Annotated in this window: 20 protein-coding genes, 1 tRNA gene and 4 pseudogenes; 8 read left to right on the top strand and 17 right to left on the bottom strand. The window is 66.0% G+C overall.

Annotated elements, in window-relative coordinates:
- Positions 1-3: 3 nt before the first annotated feature.
- The gene (dcd, locus tag ACIBLA_RS06635) at positions 4-579 is read right to left on the bottom strand and encodes a dCTP deaminase (protein ID WP_363240391.1); all 576 of its coding nucleotides are present in this window, start codon (positions 577-579) and stop codon (positions 4-6) included.
- A 74-nt stretch (positions 580-653) separates the two neighbouring features.
- Positions 654-833: a hypothetical protein gene (locus tag ACIBLA_RS06630; RefSeq protein WP_363240392.1), complete on the bottom strand. Its 180-nt coding sequence runs from the start codon at positions 831-833 to the stop codon at positions 654-656.
- A 186-nt stretch (positions 834-1,019) separates the two neighbouring features.
- Here ACIBLA_RS06630 and ACIBLA_RS06625 point away from each other — a divergent pair.
- A tRNA-Gly gene (locus ACIBLA_RS06625) sits at positions 1,020-1,093 on the top strand.
- Between the two features lie 312 nt (positions 1,094-1,405).
- On the opposite strand, the gene ACIBLA_RS06620 is transcribed toward ACIBLA_RS06625, so the two are convergent.
- On the bottom strand, positions 1,406-2,500 hold the full coding sequence (locus tag ACIBLA_RS06620) for an IS630 family transposase (protein WP_399197967.1): 1,095 nt from the start codon (positions 2,498-2,500) through the stop codon (positions 1,406-1,408).
- A gap of 189 nt (positions 2,501-2,689) precedes the next feature.
- Between ACIBLA_RS06620 and ACIBLA_RS06615 the strand changes: the two genes are divergently transcribed.
- From ACIBLA_RS06615 to ACIBLA_RS06600, 4 genes and pseudogenes are all read left to right on the top strand, one after another.
- A complete protein-coding gene (locus ACIBLA_RS06615) occupies positions 2,690-2,983 on the top strand; it encodes a hypothetical protein (RefSeq protein WP_399197966.1) in 294 nt (97 codons plus the stop codon).
- Positions 2,984-3,149: 166 nt separating this feature from the next.
- Complete coding sequence (locus ACIBLA_RS06610) at positions 3,150-3,641, top strand: GNAT family N-acetyltransferase (RefSeq protein WP_399197965.1); 492 nt, start codon at positions 3,150-3,152, stop codon at positions 3,639-3,641.
- Positions 3,642-3,744: 103 nt separating this feature from the next.
- Positions 3,745-4,002: pseudogene (locus ACIBLA_RS06605) on the top strand (pyridoxal-phosphate dependent enzyme); the annotation flags it as partial.
- A gap of 12 nt (positions 4,003-4,014) precedes the next feature.
- Positions 4,015-4,464 (top strand): annotated as a pseudogene (locus ACIBLA_RS06600) (aminotransferase class I/II-fold pyridoxal phosphate-dependent enzyme); the annotation flags it as partial.
- Between the two features lie 102 nt (positions 4,465-4,566).
- Here the strand turns inward: ACIBLA_RS06600 and ACIBLA_RS06595 are convergent.
- Positions 4,567-7,770 (bottom strand): hypothetical protein, encoded by a 3,204-nt coding sequence (locus ACIBLA_RS06595; RefSeq protein WP_399197964.1) that lies wholly within the window; start codon positions 7,768-7,770, stop codon positions 4,567-4,569.
- A 672-nt stretch (positions 7,771-8,442) separates the two neighbouring features.
- Here ACIBLA_RS06595 and ACIBLA_RS06590 point away from each other — a divergent pair.
- Positions 8,443-9,072 (top strand): peptidase, encoded by a 630-nt coding sequence (locus ACIBLA_RS06590; RefSeq protein WP_399197963.1) that lies wholly within the window; start codon positions 8,443-8,445, stop codon positions 9,070-9,072.
- A gap of 207 nt (positions 9,073-9,279) precedes the next feature.
- Here ACIBLA_RS06590 and ACIBLA_RS06585 read toward each other — a convergent pair whose 3' ends face one another.
- Positions 9,280-10,137, bottom strand: a complete 858-nt coding sequence (locus ACIBLA_RS06585; RefSeq protein WP_399197962.1) for a hypothetical protein — start codon at positions 10,135-10,137, stop codon at positions 9,280-9,282.
- A 158-nt stretch (positions 10,138-10,295) separates the two neighbouring features.
- Here ACIBLA_RS06585 and ACIBLA_RS06580 point away from each other — a divergent pair.
- Positions 10,296-10,454: pseudogene (locus ACIBLA_RS06580) on the top strand (IS5/IS1182 family transposase); the annotation flags it as partial.
- Between the two features lie 122 nt (positions 10,455-10,576).
- Here the strand turns inward: ACIBLA_RS06580 and ACIBLA_RS06575 are convergent.
- The 12 genes and pseudogenes from ACIBLA_RS06575 to ACIBLA_RS06520 form a co-directional block, all read right to left on the bottom strand.
- Positions 10,577-11,113, bottom strand: coding sequence for a hypothetical protein (locus tag ACIBLA_RS06575; RefSeq protein ID WP_399197961.1), 537 nt, complete (start codon positions 11,111-11,113; stop codon positions 10,577-10,579).
- A complete protein-coding gene (locus ACIBLA_RS06570; protein WP_399197960.1) occupies positions 11,110-11,751 on the bottom strand; it encodes a hypothetical protein in 642 nt (213 codons plus the stop codon). The genes ACIBLA_RS06575 and ACIBLA_RS06570 overlap by 4 nt, the downstream gene beginning before the upstream one ends.
- 471 nt (positions 11,752-12,222) lie before the next feature.
- Positions 12,223-12,702 carry an ASCH domain-containing protein gene (locus ACIBLA_RS06565; protein ID WP_399197959.1) on the bottom strand — a complete coding sequence of 160 codons (480 nt, stop codon included), beginning with the start codon at positions 12,700-12,702 and terminating at the stop codon, positions 12,223-12,225.
- Positions 12,699-14,768, bottom strand: coding sequence for a GNAT family N-acetyltransferase (locus ACIBLA_RS06560; RefSeq protein WP_399197958.1), 2,070 nt, complete (start codon positions 14,766-14,768; stop codon positions 12,699-12,701). The genes ACIBLA_RS06565 and ACIBLA_RS06560 overlap by 4 nt, the downstream gene beginning before the upstream one ends.
- A 510-nt stretch (positions 14,769-15,278) precedes the next feature.
- Positions 15,279-15,671: a transposase gene (locus ACIBLA_RS06555; protein ID WP_399197957.1), complete on the bottom strand. Its 393-nt coding sequence runs from the start codon at positions 15,669-15,671 to the stop codon at positions 15,279-15,281.
- A 732-nt stretch (positions 15,672-16,403) separates the two neighbouring features.
- Positions 16,404-17,221 (bottom strand): IS5 family transposase gene (locus tag ACIBLA_RS06550; RefSeq protein ID WP_399197956.1). Its coding sequence is split into 2 segments (ribosomal slippage): positions 16,404-16,871 and positions 16,874-17,221, totalling 816 coding nucleotides; the frame shifts between segments, so codons are not numbered across the junction.
- 411 nt (positions 17,222-17,632) lie between these two features.
- Positions 17,633-17,971, bottom strand: coding sequence for a thioredoxin family protein (locus tag ACIBLA_RS06545; RefSeq protein WP_399197955.1), 339 nt, complete (start codon positions 17,969-17,971; stop codon positions 17,633-17,635).
- A gap of 81 nt (positions 17,972-18,052) precedes the next feature.
- A complete protein-coding gene (locus tag ACIBLA_RS06540; protein ID WP_399197954.1) occupies positions 18,053-19,471 on the bottom strand; it encodes a DEAD/DEAH box helicase in 1,419 nt (472 codons plus the stop codon).
- A gap of 370 nt (positions 19,472-19,841) precedes the next feature.
- Positions 19,842-19,937: pseudogene (locus tag ACIBLA_RS06535) on the bottom strand (DUF3052 family protein); the annotation flags it as partial.
- 84 nt (positions 19,938-20,021) lie between these two features.
- Entirely contained in the window at positions 20,022-20,300 is a 279-nt protein-coding gene (locus ACIBLA_RS06530) for a hypothetical protein (RefSeq protein ID WP_399198078.1), read from the bottom strand.
- A gap of 109 nt (positions 20,301-20,409) precedes the next feature.
- Positions 20,410-20,832, bottom strand: a complete 423-nt coding sequence (locus ACIBLA_RS06525; protein ID WP_381795782.1) for an RICIN domain-containing protein — start codon at positions 20,830-20,832, stop codon at positions 20,410-20,412.
- A gap of 198 nt (positions 20,833-21,030) precedes the next feature.
- Complete coding sequence (locus tag ACIBLA_RS06520) at positions 21,031-22,836, bottom strand: CocE/NonD family hydrolase C-terminal non-catalytic domain-containing protein (protein ID WP_399197953.1); 1,806 nt, start codon at positions 22,834-22,836, stop codon at positions 21,031-21,033.
- 1,014 nt (positions 22,837-23,850) lie between these two features.
- On the opposite strand from ACIBLA_RS06520, the gene ACIBLA_RS06515 reads away from it, so the two are divergent.
- Positions 23,851-24,126: a hypothetical protein gene (locus ACIBLA_RS06515; protein ID WP_399197952.1), complete on the top strand. Its 276-nt coding sequence runs from the start codon at positions 23,851-23,853 to the stop codon at positions 24,124-24,126.
- The last annotated feature ends 123 nt before the right edge of the window (positions 24,127-24,249 follow it).

Here is a 24,249-nt window from a genome sequence, read left to right as displayed (position 1 = left end):
CCGTCACACCTGTGTCCGATGGAAGTTGAGGAACGAACGGGAGGCGGTGGGCCCGCGCTGCCCCTGGTAACGCGACCCGTAACGCTCGGAGCCGTACGGGAACTCGGCGGGCGAGCTGAGCCGGAACAGACACAACTGCCCGATCTTCATGCCCGGCCAGAGCTTGATGGGCAGGGTCGCGAGATTCGACAGCTCCAGCGTCACGTGCCCGGAGAAGCCGGGGTCGATGAAGCCGGCGGTGGAGTGCGTGACGAGCCCGAGACGCCCGAGGCTCGACTTCCCCTCCAGCCGGGAGGCGATGTCGTCGGGCAGCGAGATGACCTCGTACGACGAGGCGAGCACGAACTCACCAGGGTGCAGGATGAACGCCTCGTCCCCGTCCGGCTCGACCCGCCGCGTCAGATCGGTCTGCTCGACGGCAGGGTCGATGTGCGGGTAACGGTGATTCTCGAACACGCGGAAGAACCGGTCGAGCCGCACGTCGATGCTCGACGGCTGCACCATCGATTCGTCGTAAGGGTCGATACGCACGCGCCCGGAGTCGATCTCGGCCCGGATGTCCTTGTCAGAGAGAAGCACGCCCCGAGGATACGCAGAACGCGCGGGCCCACCCCAACTCGGGCAACCCCGCGCGCCCCTACCGACCACCTACGTCAGCGCCGCCCGCCCTCCACGGACACGGGCACGGCATGCCGCAACCGAGCACAACGCGGACACCGAATAAGCCGCCCGGGCCCAAGCCGCCCGTTGTCAAGCTGCTGCATCGGGAACGACGTAGTACTGAACACATGCCCTTCGGCACAGCGGACGACGGTGCGATCCATCAAGTCCATCAGGCCCCTTCCCCAAAAACACGGACGAGCCCACACATTAGGGGATCAACGGGACAGCCATCCAAGCGGCACTCCGAGCCTGGAGGCTACGCCCCAACTCCCGCCGACCAACAGCCGCATCGAGCACGGAGAGTCGACAATGGGGTAGAGTGTCCACGGAAGCGCCGCTGATCATGGGCGCTCCGCGCGGGTGTAGTTTAATGGTAGAACATGAGCTTCCCAAGCTCAGAGCGCGAGTTCGATTCTCGTCACCCGCTCCACGACGAAGGCCCAAGTCAGCGACTTGGGCCTTGTTTGTTGTCTAGACCATTTCTTGTCCCACCAGCCCTCCACCAGCCCTTTCTGCTGACAGAAGCGCCGTTTCGGCGCCCTTCGGCGCAATGCGCGAGCCTTTCCGCGCCGGACTTCTCGAATAGCGAGACGCATTTCCTGTGAACTGGGTCACAGGAGCGTGAGGCGTTGCGGCATTGCGAAGGCAATGCCGCTTCCCGCGAACTCCGCCGGGCATGGAGCGGAGACAGAACCGCTGTTGCTGGCTAAGTGGTCTGCGTCGTAAATCCTTCGGGGGTTGATCATGCTGCCACTGCGGCGGAGGATTCTTCTGGGTGATCGGCGGTGTGCCGGTCGAGCCTGGCAAGCAGATCGTCCAGGTCGGAGGTGGTGAACTTCCACTGGAACGGCTGTGCCGTGGCGTTGTAGCGGTCTTCGAAGGCTCGGAGTCGGTTCTCGACCTCGGTGAGGTCGGTGAAGTCGTTGGGTGAGACGACCTTGCGCTGCACGACTGAGAAGAAGATCTCCACCTGGTTCACCCAGGAGGCGTGCACCGGGGTGTGTACCAGCACCGCGTTGGGAAACGCCGCGGCCAGCCGGTCCGCTGCGGCCTTGCCACGGTGGGAGGAGCCGTTGTCCACGACCCAGAACACCCGCTTCGCGCTGGCGTAGGGATCGGTGCTCATCACCTGGGTGACCAGGGCCATGAACGGGTCGATGCCGGTGCGCGGCTCGCAGCGGCCGAACACCTTCGCGCGGTGGACGTCGTAAGCGGCGAGGTAGGCCAGCGCTCCGCCGCGGCCGTAGGTGTGGTTCACCCGCATCGCCCGGGCCTGGCCCGGGGCCAGAGTCGGATGGCAGCGGCAGCGGGCCTGGATGGAGGTCTTCTCTTCCGCGCTGATCACGTACTCGTCCGCGCCGAGCGGGACACCACCCCAGGTGCGGGCGTACAGGTCCAGCACGCGCTCGGCCTTGGGCCGGAACTCGGGGTCGGTGATGAAGATCCAGGACTGGTACTGCCAGGGCTTGAGTGCGTCGTCCCTGAGCCAGCGGCGCACGGTGGAGGCGGAGACGAGGCCGGTGATGCCGCGTGCGGCGAGTTCGGCGGCGAGTTCCGGGCACGACCAGCGCGCCAGCGGCACCCCGGTCTCGGCGGGCAGGCGGCAGGCCAGCGCTTTGGCCTCGGCCACCTGCAGTGCCGTGTACGACGGTGGCCGGCCCGACCGCTCGCGGTCGCTCACACCGGCCAGGCCCTGCGCGGCGAACCGGCCGCGCCAGCAGCGAACCGTGTCCAGGTGCAGGCCCGTCTCACGGGCGATGCGCGCATTGGAGCGCCCCCTGGCCGCGTGCAATACCACCTGCGCGCATCCGCAGCCGGTGCTCGGTCTTGTGGCCATAGGCCATTTTCTTCAGCCGCTCACGCTCGGCGGCGCGCAGGGCTATCGGGCGGGCTGCGGCAACAGGCAAGGCAGGCGGGCCGATCGGGAGAAGTGGATCACGACGGGCCATAGCCTTCCGTATCCGGCCACCGGCCCGTCGGGCAGGATGGCTGCCATGCCCACGCCTTCGGAACACACCCGGCTCCGTTGGAGGCGCGCCTGGGCGAGCGTGCCCGCACTGCCTGGCCGCAGATGAAGGGGCTGCACGTCCGCCACCGCGGCGCCTTCGCCTACGTGGAGGCGGACCTGGCCGACGGCGAACGGGTCAAGCTGATGCGACTGCGCTATACCGGCGCCGTCGGCAGATGGGGCTTCGCCCTCTACTACGCCAGCAGCTGCCGCTACGAGGACGCCCTGCTGCCCGCCGGCGGCCTTGCAGGCAGCCCCGAAGACGCCCTCGACTGCTCCTGCGGGGTTCACCTCACCGCCCCCGGCATCTGACCAGACGGCCCCGTTCTCGTATAGCTGCCGTCACCCGACATTTAGCACTGCGTAGCACTGGTGAGTGCTGAGGATTGATCACGGTGCGGCAGCCTGATCCATCAGCGGTGGTTTTCAACGTTAACTCGGTTGCAGTGAACCTCATGCGACTCCAACACTCGAGGCCATGAATGATTTCGTGATCCGCGCGGCGATGACTGATGACGCATCGTTCCTGCAGGACATGCTCGTTGAGGCGGCGAACACGCCCAGTCACCCGGGGCGGAGCCGAGCGGACACGTTGGCAGCCCCGGAGGTTGCGCGCTACGTCAACGGGTGGCCGCGTGCTACCGACCTCGGTGTGGTGGCCGCCGAGGCCGACGGGCGCGCCGTCGGTGCGGCATGGCTGAGGTTCTTCACCGAGGCTGAGCCGGCCTACGGCTTCGTCCATGCCGACATCCCCGAGCTGGCGATCGGCGTTGTCGCTGATTGGAGGGGGCGCGGTGTGGGTCGTGCGCTGCTGCGGGCGCTGGCCGACACCGCCCGACAGCACGGCTTGGAGTCCGTCAGCCTCAGCGTGGAACGCGCTAATCCTGCTGCCGCGCTCTACTACGCGGAGGGCTACCGGGTGGTCGAGAGCCGGGACCATGCCGACACCATGCTGCTCGATCTGCAGTAGGCCAGCTGCAGACGACATGGACAACGCAGACACCGGAGTCAACCCTCGAAGGATTTACGACGCAGACCACTAAGGAAGGCGCCGACACCCTGCTGTCCCTGCGCTGCGGCCAGCGCATCGCCCTGCCCGCGACGTACCCGCCACCATCGCCGACGGCCTCGGACACAGCAGCCCCTCACCCCTGACCTGGGCCGTCAACTCCCAACTCCTGCACACGGTCGTGACCGTGACCGACAGCGACATCACCACCGCCATGACGTTCACGTTCAGGCACCTGAAAGCCGTAGCCGAACCGAGTGGCGCCTGCGCCCTGGCCGCCATCCTTGCCGGTCTCGTCCCCCACGAGTCGGGAATGATCGGCGTGGTCATCTCCGGCGGCGGCGTGGGCTGGGTGACGGCCACGCCCGAGCTGGTGACCACGGTCAGGGCCGCGAAACAGTTCCTGACGTACGTCTCGGCGGGCCCCTTCCAGTACGCCGTCGCCGAGGCACTGCGCCTGCCCGACTGCTACTTCGACGACCTGCGCGACGACCTGCGCGCCAAGCGCGACCTGCTGTCGGCGGGGCTCGCCGCCGCCGGCTTCGAGGTCTACCGGCCGGCCGGCACGTACTTCGTCACCACCGACATCCGCCCGCTCGGCGAGAGCGACGGCTTCGCCTTCTGCCGCGCACTGCCCGAGCGGTGCGGGGTGGTGGCCGTACCGAACGCGGTCTTCTACGACCACCGGGAACAGGGCACGCCCTTCGTGCGCTTCGCGTTCTGCAAGAAGCTAGCCGTCCTCATGGAAGCAGCATCACGTCTCCGGACGACCTTCAACAGCTGAGGGCAACTCTCAGGATGGTCCCCTCAGGGCAAAGGCAAAGACCGACAGGCAGCTATACCCGTCCATCGTGTGGCCGCGGTGTGGACGAAGGCGAATACCGGATCAACCGCCTGCTGACGCAGCCGCCAACCGCACTTCACCCAGTGTGACGTCACCATTGGCCGTACCTGCGAGGAGACGCAGCCCATCGAAGGCCAGGCACGTGATGGCGCCGTGGAGCACCACGTGACCGACCCGTTCCCGGTCGGCGAGATCGTGGATCGTGACGGTACCGTTATTGTTCCCCGTTGCGAGATAGCGACCGTCTCTGGTAAGAGCGGCGACCAAGTCATCAGCAGGGAGGGGAAAGGGCTTGTGCTTGTCATCGGGCCACAAGACCCGGGTCAGCTCGCCGGTATTGACGCTCCATTCCTCCACTCCCAACCACATATGCCGGTAGATGCCGCCGAGTTGAGCGACAGTGATGAGGTGGTCTCCATCCGGCGTGAACCGAACGGTCCGGACGAGGTGCCCACCCCGTGTCACCTCGCGTACGAGATCACCGCGGTCCGCATCCCAGACACGCACCACGCCATTTAAGGTTCCGGTCGCGATGCGGCGGCCGTCAGCTGAGATGTCGAGGGCCGAAACGGGGGAGCCATGTCGATCGTTGAGACGTGTCGGCCAGTGGGCGCGCGGGCAGTCACCTGCTCCCACCGGAGGCAGCGCTTCGTCCCGGGCGCCTACGCGTGTCCGCCAGTTGTCGTCGCAAGGGACACCCCCAACCATGAAAGGCCGTCTCACGGAACGACGCCGCAGGTCATGGAGCATGGCACTGCCGTCGTCGGTCCCCACGACGCACAGACTGCCCTCGCGGTCCGAGGCGAGAGCGCCTTCGCGTCCGGAATCGGGAGGCGTGTACACCGTGCACAGGTCTCCCGAAGCTACGTCCCAGATCTTCAGGTCGCCGTCATTTCCCAGAGTCGCCGCGTGACCACCGGACAGCGATGCCGCACGCACGGAGCCCCGGTGACCGTCCAGTGAGCGCCGCGGCGCGGGGGACAACGGGCTAAGGACGTGAGCTCCACCGATGGCCGAGCCTACGATCACCCACCGGCCGTCAGGTGAGATGGCCAGCTTGTTGGCGAGATGGGCAGCGAAGCTTCCCAGCATGGTGCGGTTGGCGAGGTCCCACATGAGCACCGAGCCGTTCGCGCACTCGTACACGGCCGCGTACCGGCGATCCGGAGTGACCGCCGCGCTCAACTCGGCAAGCTCCATCGGACCGAGCCCGTTGGGCATGGCGTAGGGCGGGAGGTCAATCGGCTGAGAGACGGACTGGAATTCGGAGACCTCGTCGGGCTGCAGCGGTTCTGCTGTCCCGGAGGCCACGTCCCAGACCACGCCTGTTCGATCTACCCGCAGGGCTGTGAGGTACCGACCGTCGTCACTAAAGCGAAGACTCCACACCATCATGCTGTTCTCGGTGGGTGCAAGCTCTCGGATCGTCGAACCGGTCTTCGTGTCGAAGACGTGAATGCTCGGCCCGTCACTCTCTTTCCAGGTACGTCCGCAAAGCGCTGTCCTGGTTCCGTCCATGGACATAGCCACTGCCTCCACGTGGAATTCGCCGGTGGCCAGCGTGTGGGACAACAGCCGGCAGTTTTCGCTCGCGGCGCTCCACAAGGTCTCGACGATCGGTTCGTGTTCGGGAACTCGATGGCGGAGGAGACTGGAATGCCCACTCACCGAGCACTCGTGCTGGAGCTGTTGAGTGGTGAACGACGTCCCTCGCTCCAACTCCTCGTTCCGCAGGTTGTGCGCCTGACGTCCGAGCACCCCACGCATCGCACCGAGTACCGCATTCTCCGGATGCAAGCCATGCAGAGCAGTGATCTCGTTAAGGATGGAGTCCACGCCGGTCGCGGTGATGCGCGCGCTGAGATAGCCGCAGTCCGTGACGGTCTGCTCCAGTTCGCGCAGTGCTCCCTGTTCCTGTCGGCTGTGCTCGGCGATGTACGCGCCGTCAGGGCCGGGGGCCGTGAGCCGGACGCGGTCGGCCATGTAGCCCAAGAGGTGCTCCACGCCATGTGGACCGGTGGCATCGGCGCGGAACGTCTCGGTGATGCGCTCTGTCGACTCCAACGGGTAGATGCCGTGCGGGGACTCCGAGCGGAGATGGTCGCGCAGTGACCCATGGAAGGGAAGAAAAGGCCCTTCGGGCCGCGAACCTCGTAGATACGGAGCACACATCTCCAATGCATCATCGACGGATGATTGGCGAAGACCGGACAGCCGAGCCAGCTGACGCCTCGTGAACCCATTACCTCGGCTCTGTACCAGGAGACCGAGAACCGGGCGGATGACGTCACGCCACTGGCCGGGGTGGGCGGTCACTTGACGGTTGAGGAAACTGTCGTACAGGTCCGCGAGCCCGTGTGGCAGAGCATGCTCGCCCGAGGCGAGGAGACCCAGCCACCCGGCATCCTCGGATGCGGCCAGGGTGGCATAGAGAAAGTTGCCATCGGCGGCGTTCGCGATCAATTGCGCGAGAAGCGTGGGATCGGCGATTCCTCTCTTGTGGAGGCGACCCTGAAGGTAGGTCTGCACGTCGTGCGTCCCCGTCGGCTCGTCCTCTCGCAGCCGCAATCGCCGACCATGGTTGAAGCGCTCAGCAGTTGGTCCGTTGCGTGTGGTGAGCACTAGCCGTAGTCCTGGTATGGGGTCGGTGCGCAGCGTGGACAACAGCCAGGCCAGCGTTCGCGCCACACCGATCTGTTCTTCGGTCTCGTCCACCGCGTCGAACAGGATGACGAAGTTGGCCTCAAGTTCGGACAGCGGCTGTCGGAACAGGGTGTCCAGCAGCTGACGCGGTTCGGCTTCGGGGAGTACCAGGCGGTCGATCCCGGTCACAGTGGAATTGTGTACGGGCCCCGTGAACTTCTGGTTGATCACGACGCTGGTGGCCGAAGTGCGGTACGCCACGGCTTCGGCGTAACCGGGGAGCGTGGCGCACAACTGTCCGGCCACCTGTTCCAGCACCCCGCGAATGTCCAGCGACCCGAATCGCTGAGCTTGGCAGAAGTGCCACGCGTGCAGCCAGCCCGGTCCAAGTCCCTGTGGGGACGGCACCCCGCCGAGCGAGATTCGGCGCAGCCGTACCGCGAGCGCGGACTTGCCGACCCCTGGCTCTGCCGATATGACAAGAAGCGGTTCGGCGGTCTCGTACCAGGACGCGATCTCGGCCAGAGCCCATTCACGCCCGACGAAGGAGTATGACTGCCCAGCCAGTTCTGCCGGGATTCCCGGCACTTTATCGAACGTCACTGGTTGCTGTTGCCGTCAATGCCGACGATGGTGGACCGGCTCACCGCACCAACGCGCTGCCGTACTTCCGTGACACCGCCTCCGACGGGACGGCGTGCCGCTGTGATGTTGCTGTCTGACACGTCCGCGAAGTGTTGCTCGGCCTTCCAATCCGACCGAGGCGGAGGGGTGTCGTCGGCGACACGACTCCGGCCCCATTCAAAGAGTGCCTGAATCAGAAGAAGCGTGCCGAGGCCAACCCCGGCGGGCCAAGTCCAATTGGTCGTCCACACATTGACCACAACCGCGATGGCCGTAGCGGACACCGTCGAGATGACTGCGGCCGACGCGCGAGAGCGAAAGGCCGACCCAAGAGGTCGCCGCAAACGATTCGACATGTGTCTTACTCCTCAAGCGGGTGGCTTCTAGTGGTGCGGTCTGTCCAGAGGCTACCCACCCCCGTCTCCCTCGCGAATGGCATCTGCGTGATCGGCGGAATCCGCGCCGCCACAATCGTTGAGAGGATGGATCGTCTGCTCGTTGCCGACGTAGGGCCGAACGGCTGATGCCAGACTGAAGAATACCGTTTCGCCTGCCTTGTGTGCCCACGTGAATAGGTGTATGGACCAGGAGTGGCGTGGCCCACCTTCCACCGGCTGATCAGCCAGACGGTCCACCGGAAGGAACCCTCACGTGCCCGATGACCACGCGTTCCCGACCATCACCCAGTACGCCAGCCCGGACTTGATCGCCGCCTTCGCCTATGAGGGTCGCACCCACGGCGCGGACCCCCGCTGGGCCGAATCCGGCGCCCCCGACCTCGACACCTACGGCCGGTGGTGCGGCCACATGTGCGGCATCGCCTGCCTGCGCATGGCCCTCCTCGCACGTACCGGCAACGCACCCACCCTCTTCGAACTCCTCGGCGGCGCCCGCAAATACGGGGCCTACACCGAAAACCTGGACACCGGCACAATCCACGGCCTCATCTACGCGCCCTTCGCCCAGTACGTCCAAGACACCCACCCCCTGAAGGCACAGGTACACCCGACCCTGACCGTGCCCGACCTACTCACCCTGCTCGACAACGGACACCTCGTCATGGCCTCCGTCCACAAGGAAATCCGCCGCCCCGAAAACCCAGCCCCCGGCAAGGGCGGCCACCCTCGTCCTCATCACCAGCCGCCAAGGCGACACCGTGCACCTCCACAACCCCTCCGGCCACACCGACCAAGCCCGCACCGCGACAACACCCCGACCCTCGCATCGCGACTGCCGGGGTCCGGACACTTCGCGCATGTCGACTTTCACATCTGGTCTTGAAAAGCGCCGGCACGAGCGCGCTGCTACTCCGGCGGTGTGACTAGACGCGTCGTTTGCGGATCGACGTTGGAGGCCCAGTCCAAAGTGGGGAGGTCGTGATCGGGAAGGCCAGCAAGCGCGACCGCAGCCTTGCCGATCAAGTGTGCCCCTTGGAGTGACTGCCCATCAGCAACTGCCGCATAGAACCGGGCGGCGTACGCGATCGCTTCAAGATCGCCGATCGTGTCCGACATGCCGATGGCAAAAGGAACGCTGTCGGTCAGGTTCTTGGTTTGTGCGGCAGAGTGGCAGGAGTTGAGCAGGACCAGCAGCGGCGGCTCGTCGACGGCCGCAACTGCGCTTGCGAAGGCGGCGGCTGTGACGATGGTCGATGTCCTTCTCGAAGACGATCAAGTCCTCCGTGCTGTGGCCGGAGAAGTGAACTACGTGAGGCCGGAACCGGGTAAGACCATCAAGGAGGATGTCTGCCGTCGCTGCCGGATGGACATCCAGCTCCACCAAATCCCGGTGTGTGGCCCTCTCTACGGCAGCACGGATCCGTTCCTGCTCTCGGCCGACTCGCAGGTCCCCGGCTGAAGCGGCCCCCAGCATAAGTACACGCAGTTTCTCGGGCTTCGGCGCGCGCAGTTCCTTCAGCACCGTACTCACCTGCTCCTCCGCAGTCGACAAACGGTTCTCGATCCTCATTTGTTCGGCCGTAGCTCGCCGCTCCGTTTGCCGCTGCTCCCGCTGCCGCGTTTTGTCGGCAGCTTCCCGCTCTGTTCTCTCCGCCGTGGCCAGCTTGACCTCCAGGGCCGCCATCTCGCTGCCGTATCTGGCAGCCTTGCTCTCCAACGTGCTGGCCTCGCGTGCGGCCGTATTGGCTGCGGTCTCGTAGCGGGCTGCAGCCATCTGTTTGCTCTTGATCGTGGCTGCGTTCTTTGACTTCCCGGCGGCTTCCCGGGCCTTCGCCGCGTCCGAACGCTTGCCGGACTCCTTGACCCGCAGCGCACCCGCCTTCTTCTCGGCGTCAGTGCGTGCCTTCCTCTTCCGGCCGAGTTGGCCGCGGTACAGACTCGCGCTCATGGATGGCCCCTTTGACAGTCCCGTACCGACGGTACTTCGCGCCACTGACACCCCAGCCCACCCGCGGCTGGTCCGACCGTGAGGCTCCCACCCTGCATCCCAGGTCGACGTAGCCCCCATCCTCGTCGACGGACAGGGCATATCACTCGCAGCTTCGACGACCACGGCGGCGACCTGACACTTTGCTCGGGGATCGCGGCTACGGCCACGACAAGTACCGTCGCCTGCTCCGGACGCAGAGCATCAAGCCGGTCGCCCCCCGTTGCGGCGTCGCACATGGCTCCGGTCTTGGTGTTCACCGATGGGTTGTCGCGCGAGTGTCCCTCTCCCGACGGCCGACCAGGATCGCTCAGGCCACTGTTCACCCCGCGAACCAGGCAGCCCGCTCGTGTCCCTGGTTGCTTGCCTTCCCACCCTGCTGGTACCGCTCGGTGGTCCCTCAGCGTTCGAGGGTCAGCAGCCACCAGCCGAGCCTGCTCGCCGGAGTGCCCGGGAGGACTTCCTCGAAGCCGGTTCGGCGGAACATGTTCCGGCTTGAGAGGTTGCGGTAGTCAACACGCGCGAGGACGGCGACAGAGTCATCATCGGGCTCACGTTCGACAATGTCGTAGAGCGCGTCATTCAGTACTTCGTCGGCGAATTTGCCTCCCTGGTGCCGGTGCCGGAGGGCGATGGCGATCACGAGGAGGTAGCGGCACGCTTGAGTTGGTGGAATCTGCAGGTCAGGGTGCGGTTCAGCGGGTCTGGCATGGGTGTACGCGGCAGCGATCCCCTGGGCGTCCTCAGCGATGCGAAAGCGCTGGTCATAGCGGAGGGACCTATTCGTGTCCGCCAGGGCTTCACTGCGGAAGTAGGTCTGGACCTCGTACTCCCAGGGCATTGGCCGGCCTGTCGGCGGGACACCCTGAGCGCAGCTGAACGACTGCAGTAAGCTGCGGTCCTTTTTATCCGGGATTCTCCAGCTGACAGTGCTCACGGGCGAGGCGGCAACTTTCGTCGCGGACCGTCTTCAGCTTTGAGGCGTTCGCTGAGCCTCTGAGCTTCGGTCGCGGTCATCGGCGCTTTGATCTGTTCGATGAGAGACTTCTCAGGGTTTCCGAGCCTTCTGGCTCCGGTGGTGAACAGGCTGCCGCCGCCACCGTTCAGGGACAGACTCCTGTAGGCGATGCTGGCGTTGTACTGCTCGATAAGCTTGGTGGCTTCCCGCTGCCTGGCCGCCCGCGAGTCTCTACCGAGGAAGGGACTGGGCAGCCGAGTGGTCAAGTGACTCCAGTGCAGGAGCTGCCAGGAGGGAACGCGCTTCCCCAAGTCATGGAGAGGCGAGTCAACGGCCAAGGTACCGAAGGCGGATAGGTAAGACGCCGTGGCGACCAGGTGCGCTGTAAGGGGGCTACTGCGGGCTCCCCCTTTCAACTCAAGAAACAGGCCAGACTTCGGGTTGATGCGGGCCGCTGCCAAGGCTGCGAAGCTCATCGTCTTCCCACTGCCACCGCTGTGCCGTACCAGATTCCGCTTGCGCCCTACATCTGGTGAATCGTCCCGATTTTTGGGAGCAAGGCGGTTCAGTGCAGAGCTTTCCGAAGCCTGCTCAGGCTTCTCCGGAACCGGTGCCATAGACCCCAGAGTACCGATGGGCGTCGTACACGGGCAGCTCGCACCGCGGTTAGCCTCTATGGCAAAAGGCAGGGACTGCAGGCTCGCGTCCCCGTCGGCGCCAATGCTTGCTCGCCGCTAGGCGGGACTGGGCCAACACGGGAACCTCGCACAGTGGCATGGAGCCTTCTGCGCCACCACGCCATCCCAAGGCTCAAGAACGATCACTTCGGGCCGCTGGCGTGGAGGCCCAAGCGTCCACCTGGGGAGCGTTTCCGCTGTTCATTCGCTGATCCGCAGTCAAGTGCGGGTTGATTCCTTAGCTCAGAGCGCGAGCTCGAGCAGCAAGGCACAATCCGCGACCGGGTCGAAGGCATCTCCGAAGCCTGCCGCGGAGTGAAGCCCGCACGGTCGCATGTGCATGCAATCCCCCTGGCTGTCGTGCGAAAGCCGATTAGAGTCAACCCATCGAAGGACTTCCGGAGCCGACCACTAAGCGGGCACCAGATCGCCAAGCGCCCCACGAAGGGCCCTCACCACCACGGGGCCGGCTTCGGCTACCTGACGCAGGGCATCGCCCTTCATGTATCGGTAGCTTTGCGGAGGATGGAAAGTGCCCTTGGCCCGCAACGCGCTGAGCGTGACGGGCTCGTTGAAGGACACGGGATCCGCCAGCGTGAGGCCACTCGCGTGGGCGGCGCCGCTCATGTAGGCGTCGTACTCGCGTCGAGTGATTCCTGTCTGAGTGCGATGCGCCGACCAGACCTCCTTGGGAGAGGCCACGTGGACTGAGGCGATGCGCGCCATGCCCACCAGGGCCATGGTGGGCGCCGTCGCATAGAGCAGGACCGTCGTTCCGGGAGGCGCGGCGACGCGTTGGCGGCGGACCTCCACCGTCTTGCTCCCGGCCAGGATCGCGGCGGCGAAGCGCGGGTGGACGGACAGCAACATCGCGCGTTCCGGATCGTTCACGTCTTTCGGTGCCCCTCTTTGTAGACCGCCTGGAACAGCTCGTTTCTGATCTTCGACAGTGAGATCAACGAGTTCGACGACCAAGGTAGTCCCAGTTCCCTGGCCAGTGAGGTCAACCGCCGTAGCGTTACTGGCTCGGGGAAGATCTCGGTGTCCGAGAACCTCAGCGCCATGGCGTGACCAGAGGCGTCAGCGGCTCCGTGTACCTCAGCCCGACCATATACGCCCAGGTGTTCGAATTTTGAGAAGAGGCTGTCGGGTGTGTCGATGAGCACCTCGTCCAGCCGCGAACTGCCCACGACCATCTGGCTTTCCACGCCGGAAGGACCCTCGCTGACGTACCAGAGGAGACGACCGGGAACGCTCTCGCCTCGGTGCCCCGAGGTTCGGTAATAGACATGCTCCCTGCTGATGCCCAACACCTGGCTACGCGGTAGAAGCGTGGCCGGGCAATTGAACAGTTCGGTGGACCAACGCGGTTTGATCGGCACCAGAAAGGACGGCATCCCGGAATCGATGACCTTCGCCGGCCACCAGGCGCGTTCCACCACAGCGGCCACCTCGGCAGGCATCCCCTCCTGCAGCGTAGTTGCCTCTACGATCAGCTCGCGAGCGAGCCCGCCGGCCACTGCCTCGACCTGAGCTGTCGTACCGCACACATTCACCAGCAGAGCCACGAGCCCACCGTCGTGCTCGAAGAAGCCGTCGTCCCCAGCGGCTGCCTTGGCGACCATGGAAGGATGCGGATCGGTGATCCGAATCATCTCCGCGCCGCAGTCGCGCCCAAGACGCTTGAGCAGAAAGAGGAGTTGCCTGGCCAGGGTCTCTTCCAGTGCGTGCTCCGCGGTGCGGAGCACGGAGACAATCAGCGTCCGCCCGTCCAGAGCCCACGCGTAGAGGGCGACAGGGTGACCCTCCCCATCCCGCAGCAGCTCGCGGCGCCATGCGACCGAGTCTGCGGTCAGGCAGCGCAAGCATTCGGCGAAGGCTGATCCGTCGTCCCCGCCGGACTGATCGAAGAAGGCAACTAGTTCATCCTCCGCTCGTGGGGACACCTCCACGGACCGGAAGTCCGTACCCATCAGGTCCGCCGGGCGGTACACCTGGGCCTGCCGAAGCTCGTCCACGTGCAGCGTCACCGTGGATGGCGCCACGACACGGACCCTGGCAACCTCCCAAGCCACGTCCGTCAGACGGGACAGGAGGGGGTTTCGAGTGACCAGTACCCGGAGGCCGGCGCACGACGTCTCAGCGACGTACTGCGCGCAACGACGCAGTGCCCCGTCGTCGTCGGGGAGGTCCGGGAGCGACTCCGCCGCCACGCTGAGCAGCGCTGCCGTCCGTTCAGCCACGGCTGCGGGGGCGGGAGTGAGCTGACGTAGTCCGGGCAGCGCCGCTCTCTGGTGCTGGCGCTCAGCAGTGTCGGCGATATCGCGGATTTGATGAACGAGTTGGGGCGTGTAGGCGAGCTCGACAAGGTCTGTCAGCCAGCCCGCTTCCAGCGCGCGGGATTCCTCTACGTCGGTTGTATAGGTGCGCCCGCGGAGATCAGCGAACACCGCGTGGTCGATCGCAACCACCAGCAGCGCGTCGCTCTCCACCTCCGTGAATAGGTGCGGGTGCCCGAGATCCAGCCACCATCCGTCGAGGATCTCTCCATCCCGACCGCGTCCTCGTACCTCGCCATGTGGGACGAATCCCAAGCTCGTCCACATGGCACTGAGGTTGTAGTCACGACGGCACTTGGCCTTGATGCCAAGCCGTTGTGGATACCGCTCCTTGATCTCCTCCACCAGTCGCCGTGCAACGCTCCTGCCGCGCTGTTCTTCCGCCACACACAGGTGGGCTAGGCGGATGTGGGCACTCCTTTTCGGCAGCCCGAACAGTGCGTAACCGATCACCTCTTCCGCTTCAACCGCTACGAGCAGTCCACCATCTTCCGCTGCCTTGCTGTACGCGGGAGGCTTCAGGAGCCCCAGTGTCTTGGTGTAGCGATTGCCCAGAGTGATGGCCTTGTCGATCAGGTCGTTCTGCGCAGGCGCAACGTACAGCAACTTGATTGCCACTACTTCCCCCTCCAGAAGGGCCGACCGAGAGCAGCCTCAACTCCCCTGTCAGTACATACGGGGCAAGCTGATCGCAGTGGAAGCCGTCCCTCAAGGGGGCACGAAGGGCGCATGGTGCTATAGCAGTAGTCCCAACGCGGCCACTGGCGTAGCGAATTCGATCGGTTTGACTTCGCCACCGTGTCGTCACGCTTCTACGGGGCAGCCCTTTTCCCGCCTCTACATAGCGGATTGCGCGCGGTACCCCGCTAGCGCCTCAACGATCAATGATCGTCCTTGTTCTCTGCTACCACCCGAGGTGAAGCAGATCCGGTGGGTTTACCGACCTGGGTCTTGCATAGGTCGTAGACCAGCTCATCCGGATGCGCGCTAACCCTTACTAGCCGCCAGGCATCGCTGAATGAAGGCGGGGGCACGCACCTCAATCGGGTGGCCACGGCTCGCACGCTCGTGATGGGGGAAAGTACCGCTCGGATCAGAACCAACTTTGTCCGTCGCTCCCGCCTCACGTCAAGCAGGGGTCACACCATCGCCGAAGCCCTCCGGATCGACGTACAACCGCAACGTCCCCTTAAGTGCTGCCACTGCGATCCCCTGGCGAGCAACGAGTGCTTCCAGGGAAGCGCTTCGTGCCTCCGCATTTGCCGCTCGCACCTCTGCGTCCGCTTTCGCCTTCTCCAACTTCTCAAGCCGAGCAGCCATGCGCTCTGGGGTCGACGGTCCAGACCCAGGCCGCGGCGTCGGGATTCCACGCCTCTCCCTACGGCTCTTCACCCAATTTTGGACAGTCTGCCGCGGTACTTCGCAATCGTCGGCGACCTCTCGGATGGTGCGAGCGCCGTCGATCACCTGATCGGCAAACGTCTCACGCTCGTTAGCAGTGAACCTGGACTGAGCGGTCATAAGTTCCCCTCGTATCAGTCGGGACACTAGGGGAACGTGATCCACCCGGGGAGAGACACTGCCCCCCTGACCCGTTCATGCGATTGTGTGAACCCTCACCCGCATAGCTGACTCATGGTGACGCTCGCCTCCAAGAGAAGTCAGGTGACATGATCCAGGTCTTGGCTGGAGGAGCCGCAGATCGGTCTACTCATCCCCTATGGGCACGACCAGGATCCGCCGGGCCCGGACCTCCGGCGACTCCCGGCCACGCCGGGAACTGCGCAGGGACATGGTTTTACTATCCGGCGACTCCCAGCTCCGGGTGCCGCACTGCGTGTCCACCGCAAAGCTCATGTTCTAGCGTGCTGGTGCGTGCGAGTATCCGGGACTCCGAATTCTTCGCGTGCGCACACTCCACTCTGGTCATGAGCGCGAAATCCCTTGCCCGAATAGGCCAACGCCACTCAAGTCGTCTTCGCAACCGCCCCGTCGCAGACCAGCCCCATCCCAGCCCTTTAGTGCGGTACGCCAGGGGTCCGAAACGGTCAATCCATCAGGTCCCAGCGCAGGTCGGGGATCTCGTTATCCCTGTTCAGAGCGCTGTGGCACTCCGGAGCGCCGTTGATTCCCAAGCTCAGAGCGCGAGTTCGATTCTCGTCACCCGCTCCACGACGAACCCCCAGGCCAGCGGCCCGGGGGTCGTTTGTTGTCTAGTCCAATTCGAAGGCCACGCACCACTTAGAGCGTGTCTCATGTGGCGAGTTTTGCGAGCTTCTTGTAGCAGGTCAGAGCGGCGGCCAGGCCGAGGAAGGCGAGGAAGTGGGAGCCCTTTCGTTCGTATCGGACGGTAAGGCGGCGATAGCCGAACAGCCAGGCGATGGACCGCTCGATCTTCCAGCGGTGCCGGCCGAGCCGTTCGCCGGATTCGATGCCCGGCCGGGCGATACGCGGGATCAGCCCCCGTTCACGCAGCCAGGCGAAGTGATCGGCGGAGAAGTACGCCTTGTCCGCGCGGAGTTTGACTGGGCGGCGCCGACGGGGTCCGCGCCGGGAACGGATGGCGGGTATGCCGCGGATCAGCGGCTTGAGGGCAAGGCTGTCGTGCATGTTCGCGCCGGACACGGCGACAGCGAGCGGGATGCCCTGGGCCTCGGACAGCACATGTAGTTTGCTGCCCTTCTTGCCGCGATCGACCGGATTCGGCCCGGTCAGCGGACCCCCCTTTTCGCCCGCACCGACGCGGCGTCGACGATTGCGGAGGTCCAGTCGAGCTCGCCCCTGGCGCCGAGTTCGTCCAGGACCGACCGGTGCAGTCGGCGCCACAGCCCCGCCTGGGTCCACGCGGTGAACCGACGGTGTGCCGTCGCGGGCGACACCCCGAACATCTCCGGCAGGTGCCGCCAGGCACACCCGCTGGTCAGCACATACACCACCGCCGTGAACACAGCCCGCTCATCCAGCGGCGCAGTCCCACCGCCCTGCGGACGGGAGTTGAACGACGGCAACAACGGGGCGACGAGTTCCCACAGACCGTCAGGAACCAGCCGCTGCGACAAATCGGCACTCACGAAGAGACATCATGCCGCAGCTCACACCATCACCACATGAGACATCCTCTTATGCACAACATCTGGCGGTCAATCGGTGCGGCGGCACGAGTCTCGCCCGTATCCGCTACTGGACTGAACTGAACTCGTGATGTCGGTTGAATCGTGGTGAGGTCCTGATTCGAGAGAGCTGGACGCCGGCGTTCCGTGATTACGGAGGTGGCTCATCCATCGACGCGCGGCGCCCAGGTTCACTTCGATCTCGTCGTTCGATGAGCAGGCTTCCAGCCACGACGGGTAGCCGCCTTACGCGAGTACCAGGACCTGACGAGGGCGCTCGGCGGTTTCGGTGAAGAGTTGTACATCTGCGGCCCCGATGGTGCCCGGGCCGGTCGCTGCGGGCACAACCTCGTCGGCCGGTACGCGGCCTGATCACAGGTGGGCGTCCAGGAACTCCCCGAGCGCTGTCCTGGACATCGGACCGCTCCCGGCCTCCATCGCCTCGCCCCGATCGATCAGCACGAAGGAGGGCGCGCCGGTGACGCCGTACCGCCGTACGGGGCCGGGGCACCTTGCGATGTCGGCCCGCACAACAATCAGTCGGCCCTGGTAAACGTCGGCCACCTCCCGCACCAGGGCATCCATTTCCTTGCATGCTGCCGCGGCCTTGGGCCACACCCCGTGAAAGTACGCGAGCACCGGGACGTCCGCCCTCGCCAGGATGAACTCGAACTCGGCTTCCTCATGGGGTCGTTGGACCCTGTTCGCCATCGGCACTCCTTGACGCTCCACTCGATGCGAGGCAGTGGGTGGCTCCGTGTGTCTCCCCACCCGCGACGGCCGTACAGCCCGTCAGTGGGCCCTGCGCGCTCTGGCGGCCTTGCGGGCCTCCGCCATCGTGCGCGCCTCCGCGGCCTTGCGGGATTCCTTCGGCGGGCGGCCCGCGCGGGTGCCCAGACCCCGGAACGCCGCATTGCCAGTCTTCGCCCCGTCCTGCATCGGCGGGCGCTTCGCGCCTGTGATACTGGTCAGCCTCTCCTCGCCGGAGCGAACCTGAGCGACCGTGGGCCGGATCCCGGCATCCGACATCATCCGGTTCACGTCCCGGCGCTGGCCGGGCGTGACCAGCGTGACCACGCTGCCGGACTCCCCGGCACGCGCGGTGCGCCCGCCGCGGTGGAGGTAGTCCTTGGGGTCGGAGGGCGGATCCACGTTGACCACGAGGTCCAGGTGCTCGACGTCGATGCCACGGGCAGCGACGTTGGTGGCCACCAGCACCGTGATCTCCCCGTCCTTGAACTGGGCCAGCGTGTGCGTACGCTGCGGCTGCGACTTCCCGCTGTGCAGAGCACCCGCCTGAATGCCGCTGTTCCGCAAGTGGCGGGTGAACTGGTCCACACCGTGCTTGGTGTCCAGGAACATCAGCACCCGCCCGTCCCGAGCCGCGATCTCGGTGGCTGTCACGTACTTGTCGGCGGGATGGACGTTCAGTACGTGGTGCTCCATCGTCGCGACCGAGCCCTCCGCCCGATCGACCGCGGCGAACACCGGCTCACTCAGATATTGCCTGACCAGTTGATCGACGTTGCGGTCGAGCGTCGCGGAGAACAGCATCCGCTGCCCGCCGGGCGGCGTCCGGTCCAGGGTCTCCGAGACCTGCGGCAGAAAACCCATGTCGCACATCTGGTCCGCCTCGTCCAGCACCGCGATCCGCACCCGGTCCAGGTGACAGTCCCGCCGGGCGACGAGATCGGCCAGCCGTCCCGGCGTCGCCACCACGACCTCGGCACCCGCCCGGAGCGCCGCCACCTGCCGGCCGATCGCCAGCCCGCCGACCACAGTCACCGAGCGCAGCCCGAGCGCCTTCGCGTAGGGAGCCAGCGCCTCGCTCACCTGCTGCGCGAGTTCCCTTGTCGGCACCAGGACCAGCGCGAGAGGGCGCTTCGGTTCGGCGCGCCGGCCCGCCGTACGTGTGAGGAGCGCAAGCCCGAAGGCGAGGGTCTTTCCCGAGCCGGTCCGCGCGCGGCCCAGGACATCCCGGCCGGCCAGCGCGCTCGGCAGGGTGGCCGCCTGGATCGGGAATGGCTCTCGTACCCCGAGCCCCGCCAGCACCCCCATCAGCGCGACCGGCAGTTCCAGCTCCGCGAAGGAGCCGGCCGGCGGGAGACCAGGCACCGGTGTCCCCGGCACCGAGAGCTCGCCCTTCGGGGCCCTCCCCCGGTCGGACCTGCCGGGTCCGGAGCGACCTGAGGCCGACTGCTTCACCTTCATTGGGGGTTTCCTCGTTTCGGCGCCCTGAACGGACCTGGGCCCGTGCCTTGTCCGGCACGGGCCCAGGCTCTCTGCAAGCGTGACCCGACCTTACCAGCGCGGGCCTCGCGTCGGCCGTCCCGCGGCCCGGCCGGGCACCCGTCCCAGGGATCGTCACGCGCTGAAGGCCGGTAAGCCCCTCGACATCCGGAATGCTCTTGCCGAGCCGTACAAGGGTTTCTGCCGTAGCCGGCCGGCGCTGGACGCGAGTGCCCCGCAGCTGGAGACCACGGCGGGCACGGTCGGGGCGCGGGCGATCGGAAGGCAGAGCTGACGCACCACTGTCGCAGGGCGGCGCCGTACGAGGCAGGGTCAGGGCCTCGACCAAGTCCTTGCCGGTGATCGCCACGATGCCCTCACGCAGCTCCTGGTCGGCGTCGTCGGCGTAGCCGATCTCCAGGACGACCTGGCCGGCCGTGAGGCCCAACTTGACCGCTGCGTCCGTTCTTCTGCTGCTGCTGCCATCACGGCTCCCGCCTTCCTCCGCGCGACCGTCGCGCCTTGGCGGAAGTCAGCCGGGAATGAGGCCGCTGTCGCTCAACATCACACGGACATCGTCGAGGGAGGCGTCGGAGGAGGGAAGGATCAACTCGCTGGGCTCCTCCGCGTCGTCAGGCAGTGGGGTCCCCCGGCATCGAACCTCCGCAAGGAGGGCGCCGAGAGCGTTACGGAAGCCCTCCTCGTCGTGGGTCTCAACCGCGACGCTCAACTCGTCGTCCAGCGCGTTGAGGGCGTCGATGTCGGAGGCGGTCAGGGTCCACTGCCCCTCCACCATGATCCTTGCGATCACCATGAGTCCTTCCTGAGTGGGTTTTCGGTGAGGTGCGATCAACGCCGCACGGGCGACGGCGCGGCACGGCCTCGCCGAGAACGTCGGCGAGGCCGTGCGCGCAGATGACTCAGCCGAGGCGGAAGTGCTGGTTGGGCTTGTTCTTGTCGGTCCACTGGACGAGCTTGCCGCCGTCCGCGGTGTCCTCGCCGACGACGGACAGGAGCTTGCCGCTGTGGCGGGCCTCCAGGGAGAAGTAGCCGTCGTCCTTCTGGACGAGCTTCCATTCCTGGTTGGGCTTGTTCTTGTTGGTCCACTGGACGACGGTCCCGCCGTCCTCCATGTCCGAGTTGGTGACGGACAGCGCCTTGCCGCTGTGCACAGCGACGACGTGGTAGTAACCGCCCGTCGTCGCCACCAAGTTCCAGTGCTGGTTGGGCTTGTTCTTGTCGGTCCACTGGACCACCTCGGCGCCGTCCTCGGTACCCGAGGCGGTGACGGACACCAGCTTGTCGCTGTGGCGGGCGACCAGAGCGGCGGTGAAAACAGCCATGAACTTCTCCTCGTTGGTTGATCAGTGGGGCATTGCGGTAATGGCCGTTCGGCTTCTCAGCGATGGGCTCCTGGGCGGTATGGCCAGAAAGCGCCCACCATTGACTCGGAAGAATCGGCAGTCCTCGAAGCGGGGAAACGGGGACTCCACCGGCGGGGCGGATGTGCAGCGCCGGCAGGTGTGCCAGCCACGGCGGGCTCAGCCGAGCGGGATCTCCACGCCGGCGTCCTGTCCGCCGGGTGAGCCAACGGTGATGGTGCCGCCGTCCGTTCCGGCGAAGGAGTACAGCTGGTCGCGGCTGTTGACGACCAGCGCGAGCCGGTGGCCCTCCGCCACGTCGTAGACAGCGGGCTGAAGTTGCCAGCTGAGGGTGCGGTCCGTGTTCGGCGTCAGGTCGGCGGCCCTGTACGGCTCGTGCGTGATGATCCGCGCCGTACCGTCCGCAGCGATGTCGAACAGGTAGGCGACCAGTGTGGCGGCGTCGTCGGTGCTGCGTACGGTGATCCGTACGGTGGCGGCTCCGCGGATCCGGCGGGCCACTCCGCTCCGGCCGGACAGCGGTTCCGTCGCCCAGACCAGCAGCTGCGAGCGGTCGAACTTCTCCAGGTCGTAGGTCTTGGGATTGCCGCTCCACTCCTTCTGGCCGGTCTGCAGGACGGCGTCCATCGCGGTGGCCTCGGTGAGGCCGCCGGTGGCGAAACCGCGCGACCAGCCGTTGGCCGCCTCCTCGGCCAGCACGCCATCACCGGAGCCGGCGGCGGCGGCCGTGAGATACCAGGTCTCGCTCCCGGTGCTGACGTCGCCCCACGCGGCGTGCGTCTCGCGGCGTGCGGGGGCGGTGATCCGGCGCGTACCGCCCGGCACCGGGGCGGTCTTGTAGGTGAACATGACCTGGTTGCTGACCTCGGGCCGGCCGGACACGTCGTTGTCGGCGCCGAGCAGATGGTGGTCCAGCCACTCGTACGCCTCCCGCATCGGCTCCCGGAGCCCGGGGAACGGCAGGCTTGTCAGCAGCCCGCTCAGGCCGGGCCCTTCCGGAGCGCCGTGGTCGCCCGTCCACATGTTCAGCCGCTTCGGAACCGTGAGCCGGGTGAACATGTCGATCGTCTGACCGGCGGGGAACAGGCTCTCGTGCCATGTGTTCGATACGAACGTCGGGATCCGCCGCTTGTTGGTGAGCTTCACACAGGAAGCGGGCGAACGCTCGGTGGCCCAGGCCACCACGTCGTCGAGGTTCTGGCCGTGGAGGAAGTCGGTGAGGATCTGCTGGGTCTCCTCGTCGAACTTGTCCTCCATCGGGCCGCCGGTGAAAGCGATCAGCGCCTGAGCGGCTGCGAGATGCCGGGTGCCGTTGGCGTACAGGCTGGTGGCCAGATTGCCCCAGGTGCTGAGCGCGACGACGGCGGAGACCCGAGCGTCGGGGTCGTGCGCGGCGACCAGCTGGCTGATCCCGGAGCCGTAGGACTCGCCGAGGAACCCGATGCCGCTCGGGTCGAAGTGCGCCTGGGCGTAGTCGATCACCGCTGAACCGTCAGCCCAGTCCTTGGGCCCGGCCACATCGACAGTGCCCTCGGACGTGGACGGCAGTGCCGGGTCGCCGATACCTCGGGGTGTGTAGGCCAGGACGTGGTATCCGCGCTGCGCCAGCGTGAGGTAGGAGTACGCGAAGGGCAGCCAACCGTACGGGCTCCAGCCGGCGGGGACGATCACGACGGGGTGCGGTTTGCCGTCGTTCAGCTTGATGGAGAACGCCGAAAGACGGATCCCGTCCGAGGCGACGATGCGCGGGAAGCCGATCGAGGCCCTCTCCCGCACACCGGCCACCAGCTCCGACAACTCCGCGGGCAGCGCCCCGGCCGTCCCGGCCGCCTCGTCCTCAAGCGCCGCGAGCAGAGCCCTGGCCACTTGGACGACAGCGGGGTTGATGGTGGGGCCCGAGGCCCAAATGCCTTGTGTGGCGATGTTGTTGATCGATGCGGTCGGCTCTTCACCGGCAGCGGTCATGAGGTCCACCCTTTCCGTAACGGACGCGAGACCCGGTGAAGGGTCACGCGGTGGCGGCGCGAGAACTTCCCGCTCCGGCCGGCACGGCTCTGGATGGCCGTGGTCCAGCACCATGATCAACGAGGTTCAGGGCAAATTGACCTGAGATCTGGGCATTCATCACATGGTGTGAGGCTGCGCCTTCCAGGCACCACGATCATCAGGTAGCGTTACTGGCTGCCCATCGATCACGGGTGCGGCCCGGCCGAGGGAGAAGGAAGCCTTCGTACGAGCAGTGCGCCGAGCCAGCTACGTCGCGATGCCGCCGCAGGCCCGGCGAGAGAGCGCCCGTCGGTACGCTCGGAAGCCCGCGGCTTTCCTACAGGCCGCCCGTTACGCACTGCCTGCGCCCAACCGCCCCGTCGATCCGGACCCCGCCGACTCCTTCGCGTGCGCGCACCGTGCCGCGTCCCGGGGCCCGATGTCCTTTGCCGTACGAGCCCAACACCACCCGAGCCGTCTCGGCAACCGCCTTGCCGCAGGCCAGCCCCGTACCAGCCCTTCAGCACGGTAAATCACGGTCAGAAGCGGCCGAGACGTTCCGCTTCAGCACAGCTCGCGGGCCAAGTAACCCCTGGTCAGAACAGTGCGGTGCTGCTAGGCACCGTTGATTCCCAAGCTCAGAGCGCGAGTTCGATTCTCGTCACCCGCTCCACAACAAAGGCCCAAGTCAGCGACTTGGGCCTTGTTTGTTGTCTGGACCAGTTCAGGGGCCCCGCACCAGATCCGTACCAGAAGGCTTCTCCTCGGCCTTCTCGCGAGCGGTGCGCGCGAGGTCGACCAGCCCGCTCACGACCTCCTGCCGTCGCTCATGGTCCGAGCACTACGAGCACGCGTACAACGATGCGGGCGCCGCGGCCCTGCTGTACCGCAGCTCGTTGGGATCTTCCTCGCGGCACGCGTGGCTGTCACGGTTAACTCCATGAGCCGGGCGAGCGGGATCGACACAGCGGACTCTGAACGAGGAGGAATTTGGTGATCAATATGCAGGTGCGAGGGGAGACCGGTGACATCGTGGTGAACGGATCGTCCAGACTGGATTGGATGAACGCGCTTCAGCATGTGGATGCTGACAAGCACCCCTTTCTCGGAAGTCTGCTGCCGTTCGCGGACACAATGTTCAACTCGCGCCAGACGGTGAAGCTTCGGCAGGAAGTTGCCGACCAGTCCGCGCGTGAGCTCCTTGGGCATGACGCAACGGCGGAGATCGAGAGGCTCTGTCTGCAGGTGGAGGGCGAGTCACACCTCTAACTATGGCTCCTGGGGGACTAGTACTGGACTAGATGAGTAAGTCCGATGTGCTGGTCAGTGGTCGTAGGCGGTCAGTGACCGGGTGATCGGTGTTCTGGTGCGGCGGTTGTGCCAGATGGCTGT

The organism is Streptomyces sp. NPDC050433 (assembly GCF_044458565.1).
In the GTDB taxonomy this organism is placed as follows: Bacteria; Actinomycetota; Actinomycetes; order Streptomycetales; family Streptomycetaceae; genus Streptomyces.
Note: the sequence above shows the minus strand (reverse complement) of the source record. Positions and strands in the feature narration are given on the sequence as shown.

What these genes read in the sequence shown, in the direction of transcription:
- ACIBLA_RS06630 (WP_363240392.1), bottom strand. Translation starts at nt 833, where the DNA reads ATGGACTTGATGGATCGCACCGTCGTCCGCTGTGCCGAAGGGCATGTG.
- ACIBLA_RS06620 (WP_399197967.1), bottom strand. Translation starts at nt 2,500, where the DNA reads ATGGCCACAAGACCGAGCACCGGCTGCGGATGCGCGCAGGTGGTATTG.
- ACIBLA_RS06610 (WP_399197965.1), top strand. Translation starts at nt 3,150, where the DNA reads ATGAATGATTTCGTGATCCGCGCGGCGATGACTGATGACGCATCGTTC.
- ACIBLA_RS06585 (WP_399197962.1), bottom strand. Translation starts at nt 10,137, where the DNA reads ATGAGCGCGAGTCTGTACCGCGGCCAACTCGGCCGGAAGAGGAAGGCA.
- ACIBLA_RS06570 (WP_399197960.1), bottom strand. Translation starts at nt 11,751, where the DNA reads ATGGCACCGGTTCCGGAGAAGCCTGAGCAGGCTTCGGAAAGCTCTGCA.
- ACIBLA_RS06555 (WP_399197957.1), bottom strand. Translation starts at nt 15,671, where the DNA reads ATGACCGCTCAGTCCAGGTTCACTGCTAACGAGCGTGAGACGTTTGCC.
- ACIBLA_RS06545 (WP_399197955.1), bottom strand. Translation starts at nt 17,971, where the DNA reads ATGGCGAACAGGGTCCAACGACCCCATGAGGAAGCCGAGTTCGAGTTC.
- ACIBLA_RS06540 (WP_399197954.1), bottom strand. Translation starts at nt 19,471, where the DNA reads ATGAAGGTGAAGCAGTCGGCCTCAGGTCGCTCCGGACCCGGCAGGTCC.
- ACIBLA_RS06525 (WP_381795782.1), bottom strand. Translation starts at nt 20,832, where the DNA reads ATGGCTGTTTTCACCGCCGCTCTGGTCGCCCGCCACAGCGACAAGCTG.
- ACIBLA_RS06520 (WP_399197953.1), bottom strand. Translation starts at nt 22,836, where the DNA reads ATGACCGCTGCCGGTGAAGAGCCGACCGCATCGATCAACAACATCGCC.